24 protein-coding genes and 1 tRNA gene are annotated in these 24,274 nt (G+C 28.7%); 2 read left to right on the forward strand and 23 right to left on the reverse strand.

Annotated elements, in window-relative coordinates; all coding sequences use genetic code 11:
* Nucleotides 1-311 precede the first annotated feature (311 nt).
* From AC11VW_RS10455 to AC11VW_RS10480, 6 genes are all read right to left on the reverse strand, one after another.
* A complete protein-coding gene (locus AC11VW_RS10455; RefSeq protein WP_484301357.1) occupies nt 312-962 on the reverse strand; it encodes a glycoside hydrolase family 73 protein in 651 nt (216 codons plus the stop codon).
* A 77-nt stretch (nt 963-1,039) separates the two neighbouring features.
* Nucleotides 1,040-2,092 carry an ABC transporter substrate-binding protein gene (locus tag AC11VW_RS10460; RefSeq protein WP_484301358.1) on the reverse strand — a complete coding sequence of 351 codons (1,053 nt, stop codon included), beginning with the start codon at nt 2,090-2,092 and terminating at the stop codon, nt 1,040-1,042.
* Nucleotides 2,092-2,766, reverse strand: a complete 675-nt coding sequence (locus AC11VW_RS10465; RefSeq protein WP_484301359.1) for an ABC transporter permease — start codon at nt 2,764-2,766, stop codon at nt 2,092-2,094. Before AC11VW_RS10465 ends, AC11VW_RS10460 begins: the two co-directional genes overlap by 1 nt.
* A gap of 104 nt (nt 2,767-2,870) precedes the next feature.
* Nucleotides 2,871-3,707, reverse strand: a complete 837-nt coding sequence (locus tag AC11VW_RS10470; protein ID WP_484301360.1) for an ABC transporter permease — start codon at nt 3,705-3,707, stop codon at nt 2,871-2,873.
* A 1-nt stretch (nt 3,708) separates the two neighbouring features.
* Nucleotides 3,709-4,752 (reverse strand): spermidine/putrescine ABC transporter ATP-binding protein, encoded by a 1,044-nt coding sequence (potA, locus tag AC11VW_RS10475; RefSeq protein ID WP_484301361.1) that lies wholly within the window; start codon nt 4,750-4,752, stop codon nt 3,709-3,711.
* Between the two features lie 17 nt (nt 4,753-4,769).
* Complete coding sequence (locus tag AC11VW_RS10480; protein WP_484301362.1) at nt 4,770-5,309, reverse strand: helix-turn-helix domain-containing protein; 540 nt, start codon at nt 5,307-5,309, stop codon at nt 4,770-4,772.
* Between the two features lie 429 nt (nt 5,310-5,738).
* Here AC11VW_RS10480 and AC11VW_RS10485 point away from each other — a divergent pair, with 429 nt between their 5' ends.
* A complete protein-coding gene (locus tag AC11VW_RS10485; protein WP_484301363.1) occupies nt 5,739-6,578 on the forward strand; it encodes a CvfB family protein in 840 nt (279 codons plus the stop codon).
* A gap of 57 nt (nt 6,579-6,635) precedes the next feature.
* On the opposite strand, the gene AC11VW_RS10490 is transcribed toward AC11VW_RS10485, so the two are convergent.
* The 3 genes from AC11VW_RS10490 to AC11VW_RS10500 are packed head-to-tail and all read right to left on the reverse strand — an operon-like array spanning nt 6,636 to nt 9,205.
* Complete coding sequence (locus AC11VW_RS10490; RefSeq protein WP_484301364.1) at nt 6,636-7,817, reverse strand: NAD(P)-dependent malic enzyme; 1,182 nt, start codon at nt 7,815-7,817, stop codon at nt 6,636-6,638.
* Nucleotides 7,807-8,352 (reverse strand): Fe-S-containing hydro-lyase, encoded by a 546-nt coding sequence (locus tag AC11VW_RS10495; protein ID WP_484301365.1) that lies wholly within the window; start codon nt 8,350-8,352, stop codon nt 7,807-7,809. The genes AC11VW_RS10490 and AC11VW_RS10495 overlap by 11 nt, the downstream gene beginning before the upstream one ends.
* 13 nt (nt 8,353-8,365) lie before the next feature.
* Nucleotides 8,366-9,205 (reverse strand): fumarate hydratase, encoded by an 840-nt coding sequence (locus AC11VW_RS10500; RefSeq protein WP_484301366.1) that lies wholly within the window; start codon nt 9,203-9,205, stop codon nt 8,366-8,368.
* A 394-nt stretch (nt 9,206-9,599) separates the two neighbouring features.
* Between AC11VW_RS10500 and AC11VW_RS10505 the strand changes: the two genes are divergently transcribed.
* Nucleotides 9,600-9,812, forward strand: a complete 213-nt coding sequence (locus AC11VW_RS10505) for a DUF378 domain-containing protein (RefSeq protein ID WP_484301367.1) — start codon at nt 9,600-9,602, stop codon at nt 9,810-9,812.
* 53 nt (nt 9,813-9,865) lie between these two features.
* On the opposite strand, the gene ybaK is transcribed toward AC11VW_RS10505, so the two are convergent.
* The 14 genes from ybaK to AC11VW_RS10575 all read right to left on the reverse strand — a co-directional run bounded on the left by ybaK (nt 9,866) and on the right by AC11VW_RS10575 (nt 24,214).
* Entirely contained in the window at nt 9,866-10,345 is a 480-nt protein-coding gene (gene ybaK / locus AC11VW_RS10510; protein ID WP_484301368.1) for a Cys-tRNA(Pro) deacylase, read from the reverse strand.
* Nucleotides 10,346-10,348: 3 nt separating this feature from the next.
* Nucleotides 10,349-12,139 (reverse strand): aminopeptidase P family protein, encoded by a 1,791-nt coding sequence (locus AC11VW_RS10515; RefSeq protein WP_484301369.1) that lies wholly within the window; start codon nt 12,137-12,139, stop codon nt 10,349-10,351.
* Nucleotides 12,140-12,200: 61 nt separating this feature from the next.
* On the reverse strand, nt 12,201-12,878 hold the full coding sequence (locus AC11VW_RS10520) for an ABC transporter ATP-binding protein (RefSeq protein ID WP_484301370.1): 678 nt from the start codon (nt 12,876-12,878) through the stop codon (nt 12,201-12,203).
* A complete protein-coding gene (locus tag AC11VW_RS10525; protein ID WP_484301371.1) occupies nt 12,866-13,672 on the reverse strand; it encodes an ABC transporter permease in 807 nt (268 codons plus the stop codon). Before AC11VW_RS10525 ends, AC11VW_RS10520 begins: the two co-directional genes overlap by 13 nt.
* A complete protein-coding gene (locus tag AC11VW_RS10530; protein ID WP_484301372.1) occupies nt 13,644-14,642 on the reverse strand; it encodes an ABC transporter substrate-binding protein in 999 nt (332 codons plus the stop codon). The genes AC11VW_RS10525 and AC11VW_RS10530 overlap by 29 nt, the downstream gene beginning before the upstream one ends.
* Nucleotides 14,643-15,041: 399 nt before the next feature.
* Nucleotides 15,042-17,027 (reverse strand): YgiQ family radical SAM protein, encoded by a 1,986-nt coding sequence (locus AC11VW_RS10535; RefSeq protein ID WP_484301373.1) that lies wholly within the window; start codon nt 17,025-17,027, stop codon nt 15,042-15,044.
* A 201-nt stretch (nt 17,028-17,228) separates the two neighbouring features.
* Nucleotides 17,229-18,473 (reverse strand): DUF1015 domain-containing protein, encoded by a 1,245-nt coding sequence (locus AC11VW_RS10540; protein WP_484301374.1) that lies wholly within the window; start codon nt 18,471-18,473, stop codon nt 17,229-17,231.
* 17 nt (nt 18,474-18,490) lie between these two features.
* On the reverse strand, nt 18,491-19,429 hold the full coding sequence (locus AC11VW_RS10545; protein ID WP_484301375.1) for a D-2-hydroxyacid dehydrogenase: 939 nt from the start codon (nt 19,427-19,429) through the stop codon (nt 18,491-18,493).
* Between the two features lie 36 nt (nt 19,430-19,465).
* A complete protein-coding gene (locus tag AC11VW_RS10550; protein ID WP_484301376.1) occupies nt 19,466-20,536 on the reverse strand; it encodes a pyridoxal-phosphate-dependent aminotransferase family protein in 1,071 nt (356 codons plus the stop codon).
* Nucleotides 20,537-20,784: 248 nt separating this feature from the next.
* The gene (locus tag AC11VW_RS10555) at nt 20,785-21,507 is read right to left on the reverse strand and encodes a phosphatase (protein ID WP_484301377.1); all 723 of its coding nucleotides are present in this window, start codon (nt 21,505-21,507) and stop codon (nt 20,785-20,787) included.
* Between the two features lie 74 nt (nt 21,508-21,581).
* The gene (locus AC11VW_RS10560) at nt 21,582-22,847 is read right to left on the reverse strand and encodes a 30S ribosomal protein S1 (RefSeq protein ID WP_484301378.1); all 1,266 of its coding nucleotides are present in this window, start codon (nt 22,845-22,847) and stop codon (nt 21,582-21,584) included.
* Nucleotides 22,848-22,998: 151 nt separating this feature from the next.
* Entirely contained in the window at nt 22,999-23,694 is a 696-nt protein-coding gene (sfsA, locus tag AC11VW_RS10565; protein ID WP_484301379.1) for a DNA/RNA nuclease SfsA, read from the reverse strand.
* 171 nt (nt 23,695-23,865) lie between these two features.
* A complete protein-coding gene (locus AC11VW_RS10570) occupies nt 23,866-24,045 on the reverse strand; it encodes a hypothetical protein (protein WP_484301380.1) in 180 nt (59 codons plus the stop codon).
* A 95-nt stretch (nt 24,046-24,140) separates the two neighbouring features.
* Nucleotides 24,141-24,214 (reverse strand) — tRNA-Cys (locus AC11VW_RS10575).
* Nucleotides 24,215-24,274 lie beyond the last annotated feature (60 nt).

Raw genomic sequence — 24,274 nt, forward strand, 5'->3', positions numbered from 1 at the left:
CCTGAGCCAGGATCAAACTCTCAAATAAAAGTTTATCTAGGGCTCAGATACTGTTATATATCTGGCTTTATGTTTGGTTGTTTCAAATTCTATAAATTAACCTACTGTTTAATTTTCAAAGTTCTTATGTGCTCGTCCTGAGTACATTATTAATATTATCATCTATAAAATAATAAGTCAACATTTTTTTAAACTTTTTATATATTTTTATATTATATATAAAAACTATTTATCTCTATCCCCATATTCTTGGGCATAAATCAGTCTTTATTACTCATTTACTTTATTATAATACTCTAATAATTACTTAACTATAGTTTACTATCTAGTAGTTGTAAATTATAATTTTCTATTATATTTATAAGCATTTGTGCATATATAGCTTCCCCTTTTTGATTTTTTTTAGTAGCATATCCCGCATCTTGTAATGCTATTGCTTGCTGTTTATAATTTTTAGCATTAAATACTCCATATTCTTCATATCTTTTATTTTCCACTAAAAATTTAGCATGATCTTCTATTGATTCATTCATATCTTTATATTTACGAAATTTAGCTTTTACTTTGTCATTATAATTTTCTGATGTTATAACTTCTATAGTTTCTCCATCCCAGCTCTTATCTGCCTTTATTCCAAATAAATTATTACTGTCCTTTGTTAATTCAGATTCACCCCATCCTGATTCTAGTATAGCTTGTGATATTGTTATCGATGGAAATATGCCATACTTTCTGTAACTCTTTTTTGCACCTTTCTCAATCTCAATTATAAAATCCTTCTTACTTTCTTCTAGTTGTATATCTTTAGCTTCATTTATATCTTCTATGTAACTTGTAATATTAAAGAGCGCGCCTATACTTACTATTATACATATTGTAATTCCAATTTTTCCTATGTACATCTTAATATTCTTTTTTATCTTTCTGTATTTACCTAAATGTTTAAGTTTCTTCCTACCCATTGTATCCCCCTATATTTTTGATAATATAATTATATTCCTAAAAAAATAAAAAGAGGAGAAAAATTTTTCTACTCTTTTTATTTGGATTTTAATTCAATCCATGCTCTATCATATATTTTTATATCTTTCCCTATATCTATAAATGTTTCACTCTTATCTAATATTTTTTTTGAAGGATATGCTACTGGGTTATTAGTTATTTCTTCATCTAATAACTTTAATGCATCAGTATTGGGTATAGAATAACCTATGTATTCTGCATTTATCTTTGCATTTTCAGGTTCTAATAAAAAGTTTATAAACATTTCTGATTCCTTTTTATTTTGAGCTGTGGTTGGTATACACATAGCATCCACCCATTTATTAGTTCCTTCTTTAGGTATAGCATATCTTAGATTTTGATTTTCTTCCATTAAAGTAACTGCATCTCCAGAGTAAATTATACCCATAGCAACTTCTTCTCCTAAAAGTCTATCCTTTCCTTCATCATTTACATAAGCCATAACTAAATCCTTTTGTTCCATAAGAAGCTCTTTAGCTTCATTAACTTCTTTTGGATTCGTGCTGTTAAGACTATATCCTAACTTTTTTAAAGCTATTCCCATAGTATCTCTAACTGAGTCAAACATCATTATATTCCCCTTATATTTTGGGTTCCATAATATATCCCAGCTATCTACAGGTTCTTCTACCATTTTTGTATTATATAGGATTCCAAATGTTCCCCACATATACGGTACACTGTATTCATTATTTTCATCATATACAGGATTTGTGAATCCTTTTTCTATATATCTAAAATTCGGTATGTTTTTAAAATCTATCTTTTGAAGAAGGTCTTCATTTTTCATTTTTGCTACCATATAATCTGACGGAAAAACTAAATCATAGTTTGTGCTTCCGCTTCTAACTTTTTGGTACATCATTTCATTTGTATCATAAGTTTCATAAAGGACATCTATACCTGTTTCTTCTTCAAACTTAATTATAAGTTCTTCGTCTATATAATCTCCGACATTGTATACATTAAGAACTTTCGTTGAGTCTGTTGAGCTATTACATCCTGTCATGAAACTTACACTTAATACACCCATAGTTAAAATAGATATTATTTTTTTTGATATAGCCATTATTCATCACCTCTTACTAAAGATTGTTTTTTATTCGATAGTAAAAGTAATCCTAAAACTACAGCAAACATTATCGTAGACAATGCATTTATTTCAGGTTTTATACCTCTTCTGGCCATTCCATATATTTCTATAGAAAGGTTACTTACTCCGTTTCCAGTATTAAAAAAACTTATTATAAAATCATCTATAGACATAGTAAATGCAATCAGAAATCCCGATACTATTCCTGGCTTAATTTGAGGTAATATTACTTTTCTAAGAGCATATATCGGTGTTGCTCCTAAATCCATTGCCGCTTCCTCTATATTTTGAGGCATCTGCTTTATTTTAGGTAACACAGATAGTATAACATATGGTATATTGAACATTATATGTGCTAAAAGCATTGTAGTAAATCCAAATTCCATACTCACAAATGCAAATAAACTCATAAGAGCTACTGCTGTAACTATGTCTGGATTTAATACTGGAAGATAGTTAATATTTAAAACTAACTTTCTAGATTTAGATTTCATCTTATGTATACCAATAGCACTTATCGTTCCAACAACTGTAGCTATTACTGATGAAAGTATAGCTACTATAAGGGTATAATATAGCGCACTCATAATACTCTCATTATGAATTAACCTTTCATACCATTTGAATGTAAACCCGCCCCAGTGAGCCATTGATTTAGAATCATTGAAAGAAAATACAACTAGTGCAAATATTGGTGCATATAAGAATAGAAATACTACAAATAAGTATATATTAGAAACTACTTTCTTTAATCTTAAAATAATAACCCACCGCCTTCCTTATCAGATTCATTATCAAATTTAGCCATAACAGCCATAGATATTAGTATAACTATCATCATAAATATAGATACTGCAGACCCAAAGTTCCAATCCCCTACTACTGTGAATTGTTGCTCTATTAAATCTCCAATTAACATAAATTTACCACCACCTAATAATCTTGATATTGCAAATGTAGTTACAGCTGGCATAAACACCATTGTTATTCCAGATACAACACCCGATAAACTAAGAGGGAATATAACTTTTATGAATACTTGGAAACTATTAGCACCTAAATCACGTGCTGCATTAATTAAATCATTATCCATTTTTAATAATGATGTATATATAGGAAGAACCATGAACGGTAAAAAATTATAAACCATACCAAGTAATATGGCAAAATTAGTATATAAAATTCCTATAGGCTCTACTCCAAATATACCTAGAAAAGAATTTAATAATCCATTTTTTCCAAGTATAGCAACCCACGCATATGTTCTTAAAAGGAAATTCATCCACATAGGTAGGATGAATAATAATATCAACGTTCCTCTTTTATTTATATGAGCTTTTGAAACTATATAAGCTACTGGATATCCGACTATAAGACATATTAAAGTAGATAGTCCCGCTAATGTAATAGATCTAAAAAACACTTTAAAATATATAGGATCCATTAACTCTTTGTAGTTTGATAGAGAAAATATGTGTCTTCTATCTACTTCTACTGTAAAACTTAAAATTACTACTAGTATTAAAGGGATTACTATAAATATTGAACTCCATATAATGTATGGGTATGCTAAGATAGATTTTTTCTTCATCTTAGTTTTTCTCTTTTCGCATTATATGGATGTCTTCTGGATATATATCCATTCCTAATTCTGATCCAATTTCAGCAGCTTTAGTATTGTGAAGTATCCATTTTCTATTATTTTCTTTTACTTCTATTTCATAGTGAACACCTTTAAATACTATCGATGTAACTTTTCCCTTTAACATACCCTCTTTAGTATCAACCATTTTTATATCTTCAGGTCTTATTACAACCTCTATATTTTCATTTTTATTGAATCCTTTATCTACACAGTCAAATTTAACATTACAAAATTCAACTTTAAAATCATCAAGCATTGTGCCCTCAAATATATTACTTTCTCCTATAAATCTAGCAACAAATGAATTTTTAGGCTCATTATATATATCTTCTGGAGTACCCATTTGTTGTATCTTACCTTTATTTATTACTATTATAGTATCAGACATGCTAAGCGCTTCTTCTTGATCATGAGTTACAAATATGAATGTTATTCCAAGTTTTTGTTGCATTTTCTTTAACTCCATTTGCATTTCTTGTCTCAACTTTAAATCTAGCGCTCCTAGAGGTTCATCTAATAAAAGAACTTTAGGCTCATTTACTAACGCTCTTGCTATTGCTATTCTCTGTTGCTGACCTCCACTTAAAGAGTCTACTGTTCTATTTTCTTTACCTTCTAGGGAAACTAGCTTTAACATCTCTTTTACTTTTTTATCTATTTCATTTTTAGGCAACTTCTTAATTTTCAACCCAAACGCTATATTCTCGTACACATTCAGATGTGGGAATAAAGCATATTTTTGAAATACCGTATTTACTGGTCTTTGATATGGAGGAAGATTATTCATTTCTTTTTCTTCAAATAAAACTTTTCCTCCATCTGCATATTCAAATCCTGCTATTATTTTTAGTATTGTAGTTTTTCCACATCCACTAGGTCCTAGCAGAGTTAAAAATTCATTTTTCTTTATATCTAAAGATAAATTATCTAAAACTGTTAAATCATCGTATGTCTTAGACAAGTTTTTTAATGTTATTATATTTTCTATCAATTATTAGCACCTCTTTTCTAGAATGACGGCGGAGTACTCACCCAGATAACTTTTGCAGTCGTTTTTCCTGGATTTGATATATAATGATTTGCCCTTGGTTTAAAGTAAAAACTTTCACCTTTTCTTACCTTGCTCTTTTTCTCACCTATATGAACATATACTACTCCTGAAAGTACATAGCCGAACTCTTCACCTTCGTGAGGCTTTTCTTCTTTATATTGGCCACCTGGTTGTAGCGTTATTATTACAGGCTCCATTTCATTTTTTTGAGAGTTTGGTATCAACCATTTAAATGTGTATTTTAACTCTTCATCCTCAGTTTCAAACATGTCATCTCTTGTGAAAGAAATTCTTTCATCATCTATTTCGTTAAAAAACTCCCTTAAATTTGTACCTAGTATTTCAAGTATATCTATAAGGGTAGCAATGGATGGTGATGTTAGATTATTTTCTAGTTGAGATATGAATCCTTTTGACAACTCACATCTATTTGCTAATTCTTCTTGAGTTAGCTGTTTTTCTATTCTCATTCGCTTTATTTTCTCACCAATATCCACAGTTCCACCTCCTAAGTATTTGTTATTATATCTAAACACGATGTTTAAAATATCTAAACAACAAAACTTATTATATAAAAGTTCATGTTATAATTCAATAGTTTTTAACCTTTTTTTTATTTTTTATTTAATCTGAAGAATATAGCATTTTAAACAGTTTATCTGAATCATTCAATTAAATATGTTTATATTAATATTTATAAAGTTTAGTATACCTAATTTATATAATTTAATTATGAGATTTCATTTTTTATAAATCCTTGCAATTGGTACTTTTTGGTATATTCTAGTTATGTTCTATTTTTATACTTATTTTCAATAGTTTCCTATGATTTTGCATAAAATATTTGTATATTATATATCTGATATATATGGTATTATATAGAATTATGACTATTAACAAGAATTAGAATTAAGGAGATGTACAATTTGATAAAAATAGGCGATTTTAATAAACTGGAAGTAAAAAGAAAAACTGATTTCGGATACTTCTTAGATGCACAAACAGGAAATACAAAAGACGATGTATTACTTCACAACAGACTACTTGATAAAAATAAAATTGAAGTTGGAGATACAGTAGATGCTTTCATATATAAAGATTCTGAAGGTAGACCTTCTGCAACTTTAGTAGCTCCAAAAGCTAAAATTGAGGAAGTGGCTTACTTAAAGGTTGTTGCTCACACTCAAATAGGTAGCTTCATAGATATAGGTCTTCAAAAGGACATCTTAGTTCCTTTCAAAGCTAAAACTTATGAATTAGAAAAGGGATGTAGATACTTATTCTATATATACTTAGATAAAACAGGAAGACTTGCTGCTACAACTGACATAGATTCGCATCTTACTACTGACCATAGCTACAATATAGGTGATAATGTTACAGGTATAGTTTATGGATTCCAAACTAACAATTCGGTAATGATATGCATTGATAATAAATATGCAGGGGTTATCCTTCACAACGAATACTTTACAGAATTAAAAATAGGTGATGAACTAAATCTTAATGTTATAAAAATATATGAAGATGGTAAACTAGGTCTTTCTCCTAGACAAGGTAGAAAAGAAGAACTAGATTCTATCGAGAGTAGTATTATGAGTTACCTTGAAGGTGCTGACGGAAATATGAGATTTAACGATAAAACTAGTCCAGAAGAAATATCTACTGTATTTAATACTAGTAAAAAGAACTTCAAGCGTGCACTTGGGGTATTAATGAAAAAAGGATTGATTACTCAAGATGAAAATGGAACTTCTTTAAAGTAGTCAACAAATAATAAAGGCTAGTAAGGGTTAAATCCTTTACTAGCCTTTATTATTCCATTATATTCTATTTACTTTAGTCTTTATTGCAGCTTCTTTTACAGCTTTAGCTACATTTTCTACTACATCTTTATTAAATGCATCTGGTATTATATAGTTTGGAGAAATTTCTTCATCTTTTATAGTATTAGCTATTGCATATGCTGCAGCTATCTTCATTTCTTCATTTATTTCTTTAGCCCTAACGTCTAGTGCTCCTCTAAATATTCCTGGAAATGCTAAAACATTATTTACTTGATTAGGAAAATCTGAACGTCCTGTTCCAACTACAAGTGCTCCCCCAGCTTTAGCTTCATCTGGCATTATTTCTGGCGTTGGATTAGCCATTGCTAGTACCATAGATTTTTCACCCATCGTTTCAACCATTTCTTTAGTTAACATATTTGGACCCGATACTCCTATAAATACGTCTTTTCCTATTAAAACATCTTTTAAAGAACCTTTTTCATTTCTTATATTAGTTATTTCTAGCATTTCTTTTTGTGCCCAGTTTAAATCTTCCATATCTTCAGATAAAGCACCTTGCTTGTTGCAGAATATTACATTTTTAACTTTCATACTTAAAAGTATTTTCCCTATTGCCATACCTGCAGCACCTGGACCATTTATTACCACTTCTAAATCTTCTATATTTTTGCCTGATAACTTTAAATAGTTAATTATAGATGACGCTACAACTATAGCTGTACCATGTTGATCATCGTGAAATACTGGTATATCTAATTCTTTCTTTAATCTATCTTCTATTTCAAAACATCTTGGAGAGCTTATATCTTCTAAGTTTATTCCTCCAAATACAGGTTCCATTAATTTAACAGTATTAACTATTTCATCTACATCATTAGTTTTTAAGCATATCGGAAATGCATCTACACCTGAAAACTGTTTAAATAATATCGCTTTACCTTCCATAACCGGTATAGATGCATCTGCTCCTATATCACCTAGTCCAAGTACAGCACTACCATCACTAACTACTGCAACCATATTACCTTTAGATGTATATTTATATGCATTTTCTTTATTCTTATGTATTTCTCTGCACGGCTCAGCCACTCCCGGTGTATAGGCTATTGATAAATCATCTCTATTTTCTACTTTAACTCTACTTTCTACACTTATCTTTCCTTTGTTCTCTTCATGCATTTGAAGCGCTAGTTGTGAATAGTTTTTACTTTGCATAAGCTTCTCTCCCTTTTTCATATATATTATTTCCATAGCTATCTATAGCTACAATTAACTGTAAGTCCTTTACTTCTAACTTCCTTATCGCTTCTGCTCCTAAATCTTCATATGCAATAATCTCACATGATTTTATAGAGTTTGATATGTATGCTCCTGCACCACCAATAGCTGCAAGATATACTACTCCATATTTTTTCATTGCCTGTATTACTTTTTCATCTCTTTTTCCTTTGCCTATCATAATTCTAAGACCTCTCTCTAACAAAGGAATTGTTAAATCATCCATCCTATAACTTGTAGTAGGTCCTGCTGATCCTATGATTTCGCCTGGCTTGCTAGGTGTTGGACCTACATAATATATAGCTTGATTATCTACATCAAATGGAAGTTCTTCATTATTGTTTATACATTCTATTAACTTTTTATGAGCAGCATCTCTAGCTGTATAAATTATTCCACTCAAGGTAATTACATCTCCATATACTAATTCTCTTGCTTTATCTTCGCTAAGTGGCATCTGTATATTTATCATATCCATTCCCTCCCTATATTACTGCTTTTTTGTGTCTTGATGCGTGGCAATTTATATTAACCACAACTGGTAAACCTGCTATATGTGTAGGAAAAGTTTCTATATGTACGGAAAGAGCAGTCGTGTTCCCCCCTAAACCTTGAGGTCCTATACCCAATTTATTTATCTCAATTAATAATTCTTTTTCCAAGTTTTCTATATTTGTGTCCTCATTATAATTACCTAAATCTCTAAACAATGCTTTCTTGGCTATCTGTGCACATTTATCAACCGTACCTCCTATACCAACTCCAACTACTATTGGAGGACACGGATTCGGCCCAGCCTCTGACACTGTATCTATTATAAATTTCTTTATTCCATCTATCCCATCTGATGGTTTAAGCATTTTTAATTTACTCATATTCTCACTACCAAATCCCTTTGGTGCAAACTCAATAACAATTTCATCGCCCTTTACTATTTCATAGTGAATAATTGCAGGAGTGTTATCTTTTGTATTTAATCTAGTTATTGGATCTACAACAGATTTTCTTAAATATCCTTCTTCATATCCTTGTCTAACACCTTCATTTATAGCATCTTCTATTGTATCACCTTCTACAACCACATCTTGACCTAGTTTTACGAAAAATACAGCCATTCCTGTATCTTGACATATTGGTATATTCTTTTCTTTTGCTATCTCTGTATTTTCCAATAATATATTTAATATATTCTTACCTAATGGACTTTCTTCAATCTCTAGACTTTTATTTATTGTATTTACTACATCTTCACCTAAATAAATATTAGCTTCAATACATATTTCTTTTACTTTTTCTGTTATTTTATGAGATTTTATTATTCTCACTCGAACATCCCCTATCTTTTTTCTATTAATATTCGTTTTTATACTTAAACTTTATCATTTTTTCTGTTTTTTAACAAGAGTTTAATATTTTTACCTATATTTTCAATTTATACTATTTTTGTCAGATAATTTATTTATATTTTAAATAGTTTATTAAACAATATATATTATAATTAAGTTTTACACTTTCACTATATCGTGACTTTTGAAGTTACTTATTTTATTGTAGTTTGATTGATTTACCTAATACAGATTATTTTTTACAATATACAAATACTAATTTACCATAGTTTAATTATGTAATTAAAATTTACAATATATTCAAATTCAGCATAAAAAAACTTTATATGTTAATTATAGTGTATAACCGAATATTTTAATGGAGGATAGAAAAATGGACTTAATTTATAATATAGCTTTTATTCTTATACTTATAGGTGCCCTCAACTGGGGTCTAGTAGGTTTAATACAATTTGATTTAGTTTCAGCTTTACTTGCTGGAGGTGGAAAATTTGGTAATATAAGTACTGTAAGTAGAATAGTTTATGGATTAGTTGGACTTTCTGCTTTATATGTAGCAACAGAATTTTTCATTAAAATGATGTAATTAAAAATTTTAATATACAAAAAGGAGGATTTTATTAATCCTCCTTTTTAGTGCTATTTTATAATATCTTCGAAATTAGCATTTACTATACTTTGTAAGTCTATTGGTGAAATTTCTACTTGATATCCTATTTTTCCAGCGCTGACTATAATAGTTTCTAAGTTCTCTGCACTTTCATTTACAAATGTTTTATAAGACTTTTTCATCCCTATAGGAGAACATCCACCTCTTATATACCCTGTAAACTTGTTTATATCATTTATATTAATCATTTCGATGCTTTTTTCTTTAGCTACTTTAGCAGCTTTTTTTAAATCTAAATGTTCATTTACAGAAATTACGCACACATATATATTTTTACTAGCTCCCATAACTACTAGTGTTTTATATACCTGACTAACATCTTTTCCTATTTGCTTTGCAACTTCTACACCATCAATATGCTCTCCCTTTTTAACTTCATAAGAGTGCATATTATATTTTATATTCTTAGAGTCTAAAATTCTCATTACATTTGTTTTTAATTTTGACATTCTTTATATTTCCCTCGTATACTCTTTTAACCATTCTTTTTCATTATCATTTAAGAATGGTGATATCTTATTATAGACCTCTTTGTGATAATTATTTAAATAATCTTTTTCATTTTGTAGTAGTAAACTTCCATCTATAGCATCCACATCAATTGGTGCAAATGTAACTACTTCAAAATCCATAAATTGACCATATTCATTTTTTTCTGCTTTTCTTACTACTATTTCATTTTCAATTCTTATACCATGAGAACCCTCTACATATACACCTGGTTCATTAGTTGTTACCATACCTTCTTCAAGTACGCAACTATCATCTCTATCTGGGACAACTCTCCATCTAAACCCATTTGGAGCTTCATGAACATTTAATACAAATCCTATACCATGTCCTGTTCCACACTTATAATCTATTCCTAAGTCCCATAATGGACCTCTTGCAAGTATATCTAAGTTATATCCCCTACACCCGTGTAAGAATTTAGCCATAGATAATCTTATCATACCTCTAACAACATTTGTAAAGTGATTTTGAACTTCTTCTGATATACAGCCTACAGCTATTGTTCTTGTTATATCAGTAGTCCCGTCATAGTATTGCCCGCCTGAATCTACTAAAAATAAGCCTCTAGCCTCTAGCTTATAATTACTTTCTTCAGTAGCACTATAATGCATCATAGCGGCATGCTCTTTATACGCTGCAATCGTTCCAAAGCTAGGTTCTATAAACTTATCTTGCTCTCTTCTTAAATCTTCAAGCTTTTGAGTTGCACTTAATTCTGTAATTTCCATCTTACCTACATTAGTTTTTAACCAATACATGAACTTAGTAAATGCTACTCCATCCTTTATATGACTATTTCTTATATTTTCTAATTCTACTTTATTTTTTATTGCTTTAAACATTATAGTAGGATTAGTAGCTTCTATCTTTTGAATATTTTTAGGTATATTATTATATATTGCATAGTTAACTTTATTTGGATCAAGTAAAGCCACTTCACCTTCATTAATACTTTTTACAAATTCATATACTGAATCATAAGGCTTAATTTGAACATTTTCTTTACTGAATTCACTTTTTATTTCATCATTTAATTTATTTTCATCAACAAATAAGTAAACATTCTCTAGTTCTATAACGGCATAAGAAAGTACTACTGGATTAGATTTTATATCTCCACCTCTTATATTAAATAGCCATGCTATATCATCTAATGATGCAATTATATGAGTTGTAGCTTTCTTTTCTTTCATAGCTTCTCTTACTCTAGATAATTTTTCAGAAAAACTTGCTCCCGTATACTCAATACCCAATAAAAATGCCTTTTTATTAGGTAGACTACATCTCCCTTCCCATACATCATTTACCAAATCACAATCATATTCTATAGATATATTTTTAAATTCTAACTTACTGGCTAGATTTTGACCTTCCTTTGCGCATATTACCTTACCATCAAATCCTAATCTTGAATCTTTAGGTATAGAATCTACTAAATATTGTTCTATCGTTGGTATACCCTCTTCACCCATCTTAAATAGTTTTATATCACTATTTTTCAATTCATTTTCAGCTTGTATAAAGTATCTTCCATCTGTCCACAGACCAGCTTCGTCTTGAGTTACTATAACTGACCCTGCAGAACCTGTAAATCCTGATATAAATTCCCTAGATTTAAAGTACTCTCCTACATATTCACTTTGATGATAATCTGAAGAAGGTATCATATAAGCATAAATATTTTTTTCTTTCATTATACTTCTTAATTTTTCTACTCTTTGTTTTATCATGTTTTTACTCCCTTTTTTATAATGTTTTACTATGTATATTATTTATTATTTTCTATTTATTTTATATTAACATACTTATATCTTCTTTTTTCAAATCAGTGGAATTATTTATTATATTTTTAACTTCTATTGGATAATTTCCTAATATAAAAATTTTTTCTCCTAAAAACATAGCTTCTTCAATATCGTGAGTAACAAATATTACAGTTCTTTTTTCTTTTTCTAATATTTCTTTAAAATTATCCATTATTATTTTCTTATTTTTTATATCTATAGACTTAAATGGTTCATCCATTATTATAATTTGAGATGGATATATAAATGCTCTAGCTATATTTATTCTTTGTCTAAGCCCACCACTTAGCATTTGAGGATAATATTTTTTATAATTATAAACTTCAACCATATCTAAATATTTGTCACATAGTTTATCCAATTCATTTTTATTATAATGCTTTTTTATTACTAATTTTATATTTTCTTCAACTGTAAGCCATTCTATTAGTCTATCATCTTGAAAAATATAACTCATACCTATATTTTTTGATATGTTAATTTCATCGCCATCATTTTTTATTATTCCACTTATTATATTCAAAAGTGTACTTTTTCCGCATCCTGATTTACCAAGTATACAATTAACCTTATTCTTATAAAATTCTATATTAAAATCCTTAAATATTATATTATGTCCATATATTTTATTTATATTTTTAACTTTTAGATTTATCTCTTCCATACAAAAGTGCTCCTTAGTATTTTCTTTTGCGTTATATCTAATAAAACAGATATTAGGACTATAATTACCAACCAAGCAAATATTCCAGATGTATTAAAATTAATTTTTTCAACTTGTATCATTGTGCCTATTCCATAATTTGGTTGGCCATATACTTCTCCAGCTATTACGATTTTCAATGCCAAAGATATTGTTGAAGCTATTATAGATGATAATCTAAAAATTATGGACGGAAAATAAATTTTTAAAATCTTATCTTTTAAATTTATTTTATATACATTAGTCATTTCTATTAAACCTTTATCTACATCTATCATAGCTCCTAAAATACTCTCATATAAAATCGGAAATGTTATCATAAATCCTACAATAAAAGGTGCACTATCTTTATCAAACCAAATTAAAGTTAATACCACTAATATCATCATAGGTATTGATTGCGCTAAAGTATTTAAAGGTTTAAAAAAATTTCTTACCATTGTACTTATATATGCTAAAACACCTATTATAATTGCTAAAAGTAACGCTACTATAAAACTTACTAAACTTCTTCCTATTGAAAAAAGTATATCTAAATAAAATCTTTCTTGTGACATAATTTCTGTTAGACTTTTAAGTGTCTGATCTATGGTGGGTAAATATATATCATTTTTTATTAACAAAGCTATAACTTGCCATAAAAATAAGAGAATAACACATGATAGTGTTACCTCTAATTTATCTTTTTTCAAAATATTTCTTCCTGACTTTGTATTGTCTTTCAAATTATTCTTGTACAAAGTAGATTCCTTCATCTGGTAGTTTTCCTCCTACTGACTTTGAATCGAAATCAAATAAACTTTGATAATAATTATTGTAATCTTCTATCATATTTTTTACTGGTGTAAACTTTAAATTTGCTCTTTCTATAGATTTTCCTACAACTGAAGGTTCTATAGACACACCTATTTTTTTTGCATATTCCCCAGCTTCATTTCCATTTGTATTTGCCCAATTTATACTATTTGATATTTGACCTAAAAATGCACTTATAAATTCCTCATTCTCCTTTGCAAAATCAGATTTAACTATTATTGTTGATTGCGGATATCCTTCTTTCGAATCACTAGTTTCTTTCCATGCATCATTTAAACTTTTTACTATTTTTATATTTGGATTTTTAGCCATTAAGGTTGTCAATGCTGGCTCTGGAACAAATCCTGTATCTGCTTTTCCTGTAACCATTAAAGGTATTAATTCACTTGTAGAGTTTACATAGTTAAAGTTTATACTTTCTGTATTTATCCCCTTATTTTTTAATATACTTTGGACTGTAATATCTGGTGTTAGACCTTTTCCTGTATTCCACACATCTAGTTCTTCTAAATCTTTAAATTCATTTATATCTCTAGTCGACACTAGATAAAATGATCCATTTCCTACAGTTCCTACTATTTGATAATTAGAAGTTTTATTGTATGCAATAGCTGCCATATTGGATGGAACTATTGCTATATCCGCTTCTTCTTTCATGACTGTTGTCGAAAGATTCTCTGGCGTTTTTTCTATTGTATATGTAATGTTATATCCTTCTTTTATTTGTGGATTTTCCTTCGCTAATTTTGCTATTGCTATTGATGGCAATCCATCTGGGGTAGATACTTTTATTTCTTTAGATGCTATTGGTTTTTCTGATTCTGAACTATCTTCTGTAGTTTGACTACAACCTACTAAAAATGTAGCCCCTAAGACTACTAATAATATTATTGACTTAAACTTTTTCATATTTTTGTTCCCCCCTCAAATAATCTCTAATCTAATATTTTCTCTTAATTTGCTCAATATTCCTTCTTTTTCGATTGAATTTTTTTATTTAATATTCTTTTTCGTCATTTTTATACCTCTCTATTTTTAGATGTATAAATTATAACTCGAAAATCGTCAATATTACTGGTTTATGTATAACTCACTGCTCTATTATTCATTTTCAGTTATACATTTAAATGTATATTTTTAATAAACCGGGATATAAAAAATTCTTTAATTTAAAATTTATAAGGAAGACTTTTTTGAAGCACATATACGAAAATTATATTTATCCACAGATTTAAAATGAATATAATTTCCTATATGCTATAAAAAATAGCAAACAATAAATATACTATTGTTTGCTACTTAAATTATCTATCTTTTTTTCTTTTTTATTGGTTTAGCATTTTTATTGGCTCTTGGTTTACTAATACTTCTTTCTTTCTTTTCATTTCTATCATTTCCTGAGTCACCTCTTGATGAATTACCTCTTTGCGAGTTATCTCTTGGTCCATTATTACTCTTTTTCTTTCCTGAAGATACTCTATTTGAATACGGTCTTACATCTTTAGGTTTTATTAAGCATCTTTGTCCAAGACCTATTAAATCTTCTCTTCCAGCTTCTACTAATGCTGCATGAACTAAATCATAATTTCTCGGAGCTTTATATTGAAGTAATGCTCTTTGCATTGCTTTTTCATTTTTTGATTTTGGAACATATACAGGGTTCATTGTAAGTGGATCTAATCCTGTATAGAACATTGTTGTAGATAATGTTCCTGGTGTTGGATAGAAATCTTGCACTTGCTCTGGTTGATATCCTGTATCTCTTAAGTATTCAGCTAGCTCAATAGCACTATTTAATGTAGATCCTGGATGACTTGACATTAAATATGGTATTAAGTATTGCTTTTTACCTAATTGTTCATTTATAGCAAAGAACTTTTGTCTGAATTTATCATAAGTATTCCCTGCTGGCTTTTGCATATGTTGTAAAACTTCTTCAGAAATATGCTCAGGAGCAACCTTTAATTGCCCACTAACATGATGTTCTATTAATTCTCTAAGGAATTTGTTATCCTTATCTGCCATGATATAGTCATATCTAAGTCCAGAACGTACAAATACCTTCTTTATATTAGGAAGTTTTCTTAACTTTCTTAGTAATTGTAAATATTCACTATGGTCTACATCTAAGTTTTTACATGGCTCTGGATGTAAACATTGCTTATTTTTACAAGCACCTTGTGTAACTTGTTTTTTACATGCTGCTTTTCTAAAGTTTGCAGTAGGACCACCTACATCATGTATATATCCTTTGAAATCTGGAAGATTAGTTATTCCTACAGCTTCATCTACTATAGAGTTTTGACTCCTACTTTGTACTGCTCTTCCTTGGTGGAATGTTATCGCACAGAAAGAACAACTTCCAAAGCATCCTCTCGAACTCACTATACTAAATTTAACTTCCTCTATAGCTGGTATTCCACCATCTTTTTTATATATTGGATGGTAATTTTTTTGGTATGGTAATGCATATACTGCATCTAACTCTGCTCTAGTTAAAGGTGTTTCTGGTTTATTTTGTACAACATATTTATCTCCGTGTTTTTGTACAATTGCTTTTCCTCTAAATGGATCTTGCTCATCATATTGAATTTTGAAAGCTTGTGCATACTTCACCTTATCATCACAAACTTCCTTATATGATGCTATTAATGTATAGTCATCATATATTTCTTCTAAACTATCCGATACATAGCAAGTCCCATTTATATGTCTAACATACTTAGGGTCATATCCATCATTTAATGCATTTGCTACTTCCACTATTTGCTTTTCACTCATTCCATAAACTAATAAATCTGCACCACTATCTATTAACATAGATTTTCTAACCTTATCACTCCAGTAATCATAGTGAGCAAATCTTCTTAAGCTCGCTTCTATACCTCCTATTACTATAGGTATATTTTTGTAAGCTTCTCTTATTTTATTACAGTAAACTATAGTTGATCTATCTGGTCTAAGACCCATTTTTGCACCTGGAGAGTACAAATCTTTATCTCTATGCTTTTTACTTACTGAATAATGATTAACCATAGAGTCCATGTTCCCACCGTTAACTAAGAATCCTAATCTTGGTCTTCCTAATTTCATAAAGTCATCAGTACTTTTCCAATCTGGTTGTGCTATTATACCGACTTTATATCCTGCATGTTCTAATACTCTTGATATTATCGCCGTTCCAAAACTGTGATGGTCAACATAAGCATCTGCTGTAACTATTATAAAATCTAGCTCATCCCAACCTCTATCTATCATATCTTGTTTACATATTGGTAAAAATTTATTTTCCATTAATATCACCTGCTTATTTATCATTAAATTTATTATGTCCTAATTAATCGATACCGAAACCACTTTATTAATTTTTGCATCTAATGTCTAATTATATCACTAAAATGCATTATTTTTAATTATTATTTGAAAATATATTAAATTAACTGTTTTCAAATACAAAAAAAGAACTAGCTTCTACACTAGCTCTTTAATATTATCTTATTCTAACTCATGTAAGAACAATCCACACCTTACCTTTGGCTCAAACCACGTTGATTTAGCAGGCATTATTCCATTATCATCTGCTACATTTATCAATTCCTCTATACTAGTTGGATACATCGCGAATGCTATTTCCATATCTTCATGAACTCTTTTTTCTAATTCTTTAAGCCCTCTTATACCACCTACAAAGTCAATTCTTTTATCTTCTTTAGGATTTTGTATACCTAAAATAGGCGATATTATATAATCTTGAAGAATTGATATATCTAAAGATTTTACTATATCTCTTTTTTCTCTTTTACATTCATTAATTTTTATTTCATACCATTTACTATTTAAATACATACCTATTTTTCCTCTTGAATCTGGTTTGTAATCTTTAGTCTTCACTTCATTTATTTCAAATTCTTCTTTAATTTTTTCTATGAATTCTTTCTCATTTAGACCATTTAAATCTTTTACCACTCGATTATAATCTAGTATCATTAAATCTTTATCTGGTGCAATCATAGCTAAATAATAATTAAATTCTTCGTCTCCACTATAATTAGGGTTTGCTCTTCTTCTTTCTTTAGCTATATTTTCTGCTGATGCACTTCTATGATGACCATCAGCAATATAAAAGTATGGTACTTTTTCAAATTCATCTACTAAATTATTAATACTATTTTTTTCTTCAATTTTCCATACCGTATGTTGTATATTGTCTTCTGTTGTAAAATTGTATAGTGATTCATTTTCTTGAATGTGCTTATTTATTAATTCATTTATGTTTTGCTTCGATTTATATGTGATTAGAATTGTCCCTGTATTTGCATTACAGTATCTTATATGATTTGTTCTGTCTTTTTCTTTATCTGGTTTTGTATACTCATGTTTTTTTATTATTCCATTTAAACTATCCTCTACTGATACACAAGCTACTATTCCAACTTGAGCTCTATCACCCATTACTTGTTTATATATATATATACTTTCTTTTTCATCTTTTATTAAAATATTATTTTCTCTAAATTCATCTAAATTTTCTTTTGCTTTAAGATATACTTTTTCGTCATATTCATATACATCTTCATCTAGATCTATTTCTGGCTTGTCTATATGCAAAAATGAATATGGATTATATCTTGCTAGTATTTTAGCTTCCTCACTATTCATTACATCATATGGAAGTGCACAAACCTTCTGTGCAAGTTTATCCTTAGGTCTTAAGGCCTTAAATGCTTTAATTATAGCCATTCTTATTCCTCCATTCTTTATAAAGCTACACCTACTGAATCATCTATATCAAAATAATCTCTTAGTATATTAACTACTTCGTCTCCTATTCTTTCTTGAGCTTCTTTTGTTGATGCTCCTATATGAGGAGTTACACAAGCTCTCGGATGATTAATAAGTTTCATATTTGTAGTTGGCTCTTCTTCAAATACATCCAGTGCTGCACCTTTTATTTTTTCATTATTTAATTCATCTAATAAATCTTCTTCAGAAATCACTCGACCTCTAGCACAATTTATTAAATATACTCCATCTTTCATTTTTGCTATTTCTTTTTTAGTTATTACCGTTCCTATATTTTTATCATAAGGAATATGCAAAGATATAAAATCCGATTTTGATAACAATTCATCTAACTTGCAAGATTTATACTTATCGTAACCTTCAAATTTTCCTAATATATCATTATAAATAACTTTCATACCTAATGCTTCTGCCCTTTTTGCAACTTCCTTTCCAATCCTTCCAAAACCAATTAATCCTAAAGTTTTTCCGTTGATTTCTGTGCCTTCATATTTCTTCTTTTCCCATTTTCCTTGCCTCATAGTTACATTAGAAATATTTACAAATCTAGATAGTGCAAATATATGACCTATCGTAAGTTCAGCTACTGATATACTACTTGAATTAGGAGTATTTATAACTTTTATACCTTTTTCCATTGCATATTCTACCTCTATATTATCTATTCCAACACCAGCCTTTACTATTAATTTTAGTTTACTATTTTCACATGCTTTATCTATAACCTCTTTGGTAATCTCAGTTACTGAGCGCATAATTATCGCATCAAATTGTCTAAGCTTATTTCCTAATTCATTTTGTTTATAAAATTTTTCTATAACATTAAAATTTAATTCTTTTAATTTATTTATAGCATTTCTATCGAATTCCTCTGTAATTAAAATATTATACAATTTAATAATACCTCCTTTGATACAACTCTATTTATTTTAAAACCCCAATATATCATCAATATTATTTAATAATTCTTTTATATCATCCAAAGTATAGTCACCCATATGAGAAATTCTAAAAGTTTTCTCCTTAAGATCACCATATCCATTAGCAATTTGGCATCCTCTTTCTTGTAATTTTGAATTTAAATCTGATACGTTTATTCCCTTTGTATTTTCTATAACGGTAAGAGTATTTGATAGATAGTTTTCATTGGTAAAAATTTCGAAGTGTTTTTTAGCCCAGTTTCTAACTAGTTCGGCCATATTTTCATGCCTTTTAAATCTGTTGTCTAGGCCTTCTTTTAAGATTTCGTCTAGCTGATAATCTAGTGCAAACATGTGAGAAAGAGATGGAGTTGAAGGGTATTGGTAATTCTTCTTGATAAGATATTCATACATTTCTAATAAATCAAAATATACGCCTCTGAAAGGTACTTTTCTAGCCCTATGAATTGCTTTTTGAGATAATGTACATATAGCCATTCCTGGTGGTAAGGCTATTGCTTTTTGAACTGATGTTATACATATATCTATTCCTATTTTGTCGGCTTCTATTTTTATTCCACCGGCTGAACTGACTGCATCTACACAGTAGATTATATCATCATGATTTTTTACAACCTCTCCAATTTCTTCTATTGGATTTCTTATTCCGGTTGATGTTTCATTATGAGTTACAGTTATTAAATCATATTCTGCCGTGGAAAGTACCTTTTCAACCATTTCTGGCTCTATCCCTTTTCCCATTTCTACTTTAAACAAATCTGCAGGTACATTATTTGCTACCGCCATCTTATACCATCTATCTCCAAAGGATCCAGAGGAAAACACAGCCGCCTTTTTCGATGTACAGGAGCGTATAGCACCTTCCATCAATCCTGATCCTGACGATGTTGATAAAAGTATTGCACTTTCAGTGTAAAATAATCTTTGCAATTTCTCACTTATACTTTTTTGAAGTTGTGATGCTTCTTTTCCTCTGTGACCTATCATTGGAGTAGACATTTTTTCTAAAACATCTTCTCTAACATCGATAGGTCCAGGAATAAATAATTTCTTATTCATATAATTCCCCTCCTTTGTATTTTGTTTTTTGAATATATTAATACTTATAATAGCAATATTTATTTTATTGCGCAATTTAAAATTTAATTATTATATAATAATTTTTTATTATATAATAATTAAAAAAAGGTAGTCCATTAGGACTACCTTCAAACAATCTTCTATTTTTCTTAGTTGTTCTTTCAACTATTTTAATCTTAATATCAGTTACAGCAGGCTTTTTATATTTAGTACTTATGATATTGTATCTATCTTTTATCACTCATATCAAAAAACTCTATAATTTGATTTTCATGATAGTTTATAACTAAATCAGTTGGAAAATCATTATCGTTTATTATTTTCTCACAATATGTGAATTTTCCTATATCATAAGATATATGAGAGTCTGTTCCCATTATAACTTTAGTATTATATTTTTTACAAAGATTAAGCATAGTAGCTATATTCTCCCATGCTCCCTCTCTAAAAGTAGTAGGACTTAATGATGAGTTATTTATTTCTAATAAAATATTTTTTTCTTTAGCTTTTTTAATAATACGCTCATAATCTACTTTATATCTACTATCATCTAAATGACCTATTATCTTTACTTTTGCATGTTCCATAACTTTAAGTATTGCATTTGTATTTTCTTCTTCACTTCCCCATTGTATACATGGTGGATGCAAACTCGCTATCATATAATCTATATGAGTAAGCATATCGTCAGGAACATCAGTATTTCCTTCAAAATCAATAATATTAGCTTCTATCCCTCTAAGTATTTTTAATCCATCTACTTCTCTTGGAATACAATATATACTATAGAAATAATATGGATGTGGTCCTCCTGGCATACTTGGAGCATGGTCTGATAGCCCTAAATATTTTAAACCTTGTTTTATAGCTACTTGTATATTTTCTTGAACAGTACTATAGGCATGTCCACTTACTATAGTATGTGTATGTAAATCTATTAATCCTTTCATAAATGCCTCCTTAATACTATTTTCATACAGTTAAGGCCATATTGACTTAACCAACATGGCCTTAGATATATTTATTATTTTTGTAAATTTTTAAATTTTTCTTTAAATAATTCTCCTAAAGTTCCTAAAGAATCTTCTACTTCTAAGAATTCAGTTATATCTTCTTCAGGTTCTCTTGTAGCTTCTTTTATAGATACTACCATTCTCTTGTTCTTTGGCTTGAAATCTATAACCATTACATTAACTTCATCACCAACATTTACTACATTAGTAACTTTCATAACTCTTTCTTCACTCAATTCAGAAATAGGTAAAAATGCTTCAACACCTTCTCTTATTTGTACAAAAGCAGCTTTTTCTATAACTCTTACTACTTTACCAGTAACTATCTCATCTAATTTTATTTCATCTCTTATTAAATCCCATGGATCATTGTTTATATCTTTTAGTGCTAATGCTATTTTTTTAGTCTCAGCATCTACATCTAACACATAAACTTCTACTTCTTGACCTTCAGCTAATACAGCTTCTACAGATTCAACTCTTTCCCAAGATAAGTTAGTTAAATGAACTAAACCTTCTAATCCACCGATGTTAACAAATGCTCCATAAGGCATTATTTTAGTAACTTTACCTTCTCTTTTTTGACCAGCTTCTAAAGAGTTAAATAAATTTTCTTTTTCTGCTTTAACTTGAGCTTTATGTGCTTCTCTTTCAGCATTAGCTTTTACTCTTGCTTCTTCTTTTTCTACTTGTATACGAGCTCTTCTTTCTTCTCTTTCTTTATCTAAACGCTCTTGTAGTACGTCTCTATGACTAGCTACTAATCTATTTTTCTTAATATCTAATTCTTTTATATATACTTCTAAATTACGACCTACGTAGCTAGTTGTGTCATTAATAAACTTAGTATCTAATTGTGATATTGGTATGAATAATGATTGTGTGTTATATGTAGCAAATACTCCTCTTTCTATGTTCTTTTCTACATTAACAGTTATTATTCTATGTTCATTGAAAGCCTTTTCTAAATCTTTAAAGTCAGATTTTTTATCTAATTGTAATTTAGATAAGTGTATTACTCCATCTTTATGATAAATCTTTGTTATAACTGCATTTATCTCATCTCCTACATTATATACTTCGTTAGCATATTTCCCTCTAGGAAGATTTAATTCTTTCACTGATATAACTCCGTCAAACCCGTAGTTTAATTCTAAAGCAACTTCATCATTAGTTATTTTAGTTATTTTACCAGTTATAGTTTCTCCAATTTTAACACTGTTAAATTCTTTTTCTTGTTGATCTAATAATTCTTGCATCGATAAGTTATTTGTCATGGTTATCAATCCCTTCATTCTAAGTATCATATTATATATATAAATATTATACCATTAATATTGCAAATACTTACATTTTTATTGTAATATTTTCAATTTACAATTAATAATTTATCCTATTATATTATTTTTATTATATACTAATTTCTTACTATAATATGACCTTAACTTTATCTTTTATATTTATACTTTCTGGTGTTATATAACAGTCATATGCCAATACTTCTACACCATTTTCTTGTGCCTTCTTTAGCGCATCTGCTAATTCTATGTGCATTTTTTTATTTGGAGTAAAATATAATATATTATCCATTTGAACTACAAATATAACATAGGCATTATATCCCTGTTTTTGTGCTTGTATAAGTTCATTTACATGCTTAAGTCCCCTTTCAGTTTTTGCATCTGGAAACATCACTATATCATGCTCTTCTAATGTAGCCCCTTTTATTTCTATAAATGCTTTTTTATTTTCAGTTTCTAAATATATATCAAATCTTGAACTTCCATAAGTTTTTTCTGGTTTTATTAATTTAATTTCTCCATTTAATCCAGGAAGTATTATTGTTTTATTAATTAAAGCTTCATACACCACCTTATTTGGCACTTGAGAATCCATATTTATTAATCTATCACCCTTTCGAACTGATATTAATGAATACTTAGTTTTTCTATTTTGATTGTCACTTTCTTCTAGATATACTGTACATCCTGGAATTAATAATTCTCTACATCTTCCCGTATTTTTCACATGCACTTTTTCAATATTACCATCTATTTCACAATATGCTATAAATCTATTTGGTCTTTCTATAAACTTCGCACTAACTATCTTATTATAATTCATATCTTTACTCCTTTTAGTAATTTCCTATTTTTGTATAACTATTTTTATATTACCCATTATCTTTAAACATAAAAGAGGATATCTCAAAATGATTTTTAAAATCACTTAACAGGATATCCTCTTTAAAATTTATAGTTTAAGAATTCATAATTTATTATTAATGAGTTCTTACTACATTTTTTTTTGTTTATTTTCACTTTTTTCATCAATTACAGATAAAATTTTTTTGTAAGAAATAGTAAAGCAAAGTATTGTAGTAAGCGCTGCCGTTATATCTGCTATTGGGTCTGCTAAAAATACCGCAAATAATTTATCTTGCATAAACATAGGAAGTATAAATAGTAATGCCACTTTGATTCACAGGTTATGCACAACTCCAAAATGAATATAATATACTTATAATCAGAAAAATAACTTTAATCAATATTGATTAAAGTTATCTTGATTGGAGGCGACACCCAGATTTGAACTGGGGATCAAGGAGTTGCAGTCCACTGCCTTACCACTTGGCTATGTCGCCTTAGTTCTTACAATATAATTATATGATTTATCGTATATTTTAGCAACTATTTATTTAATT

The organism is Romboutsia sp. (genome assembly GCF_056995035.1).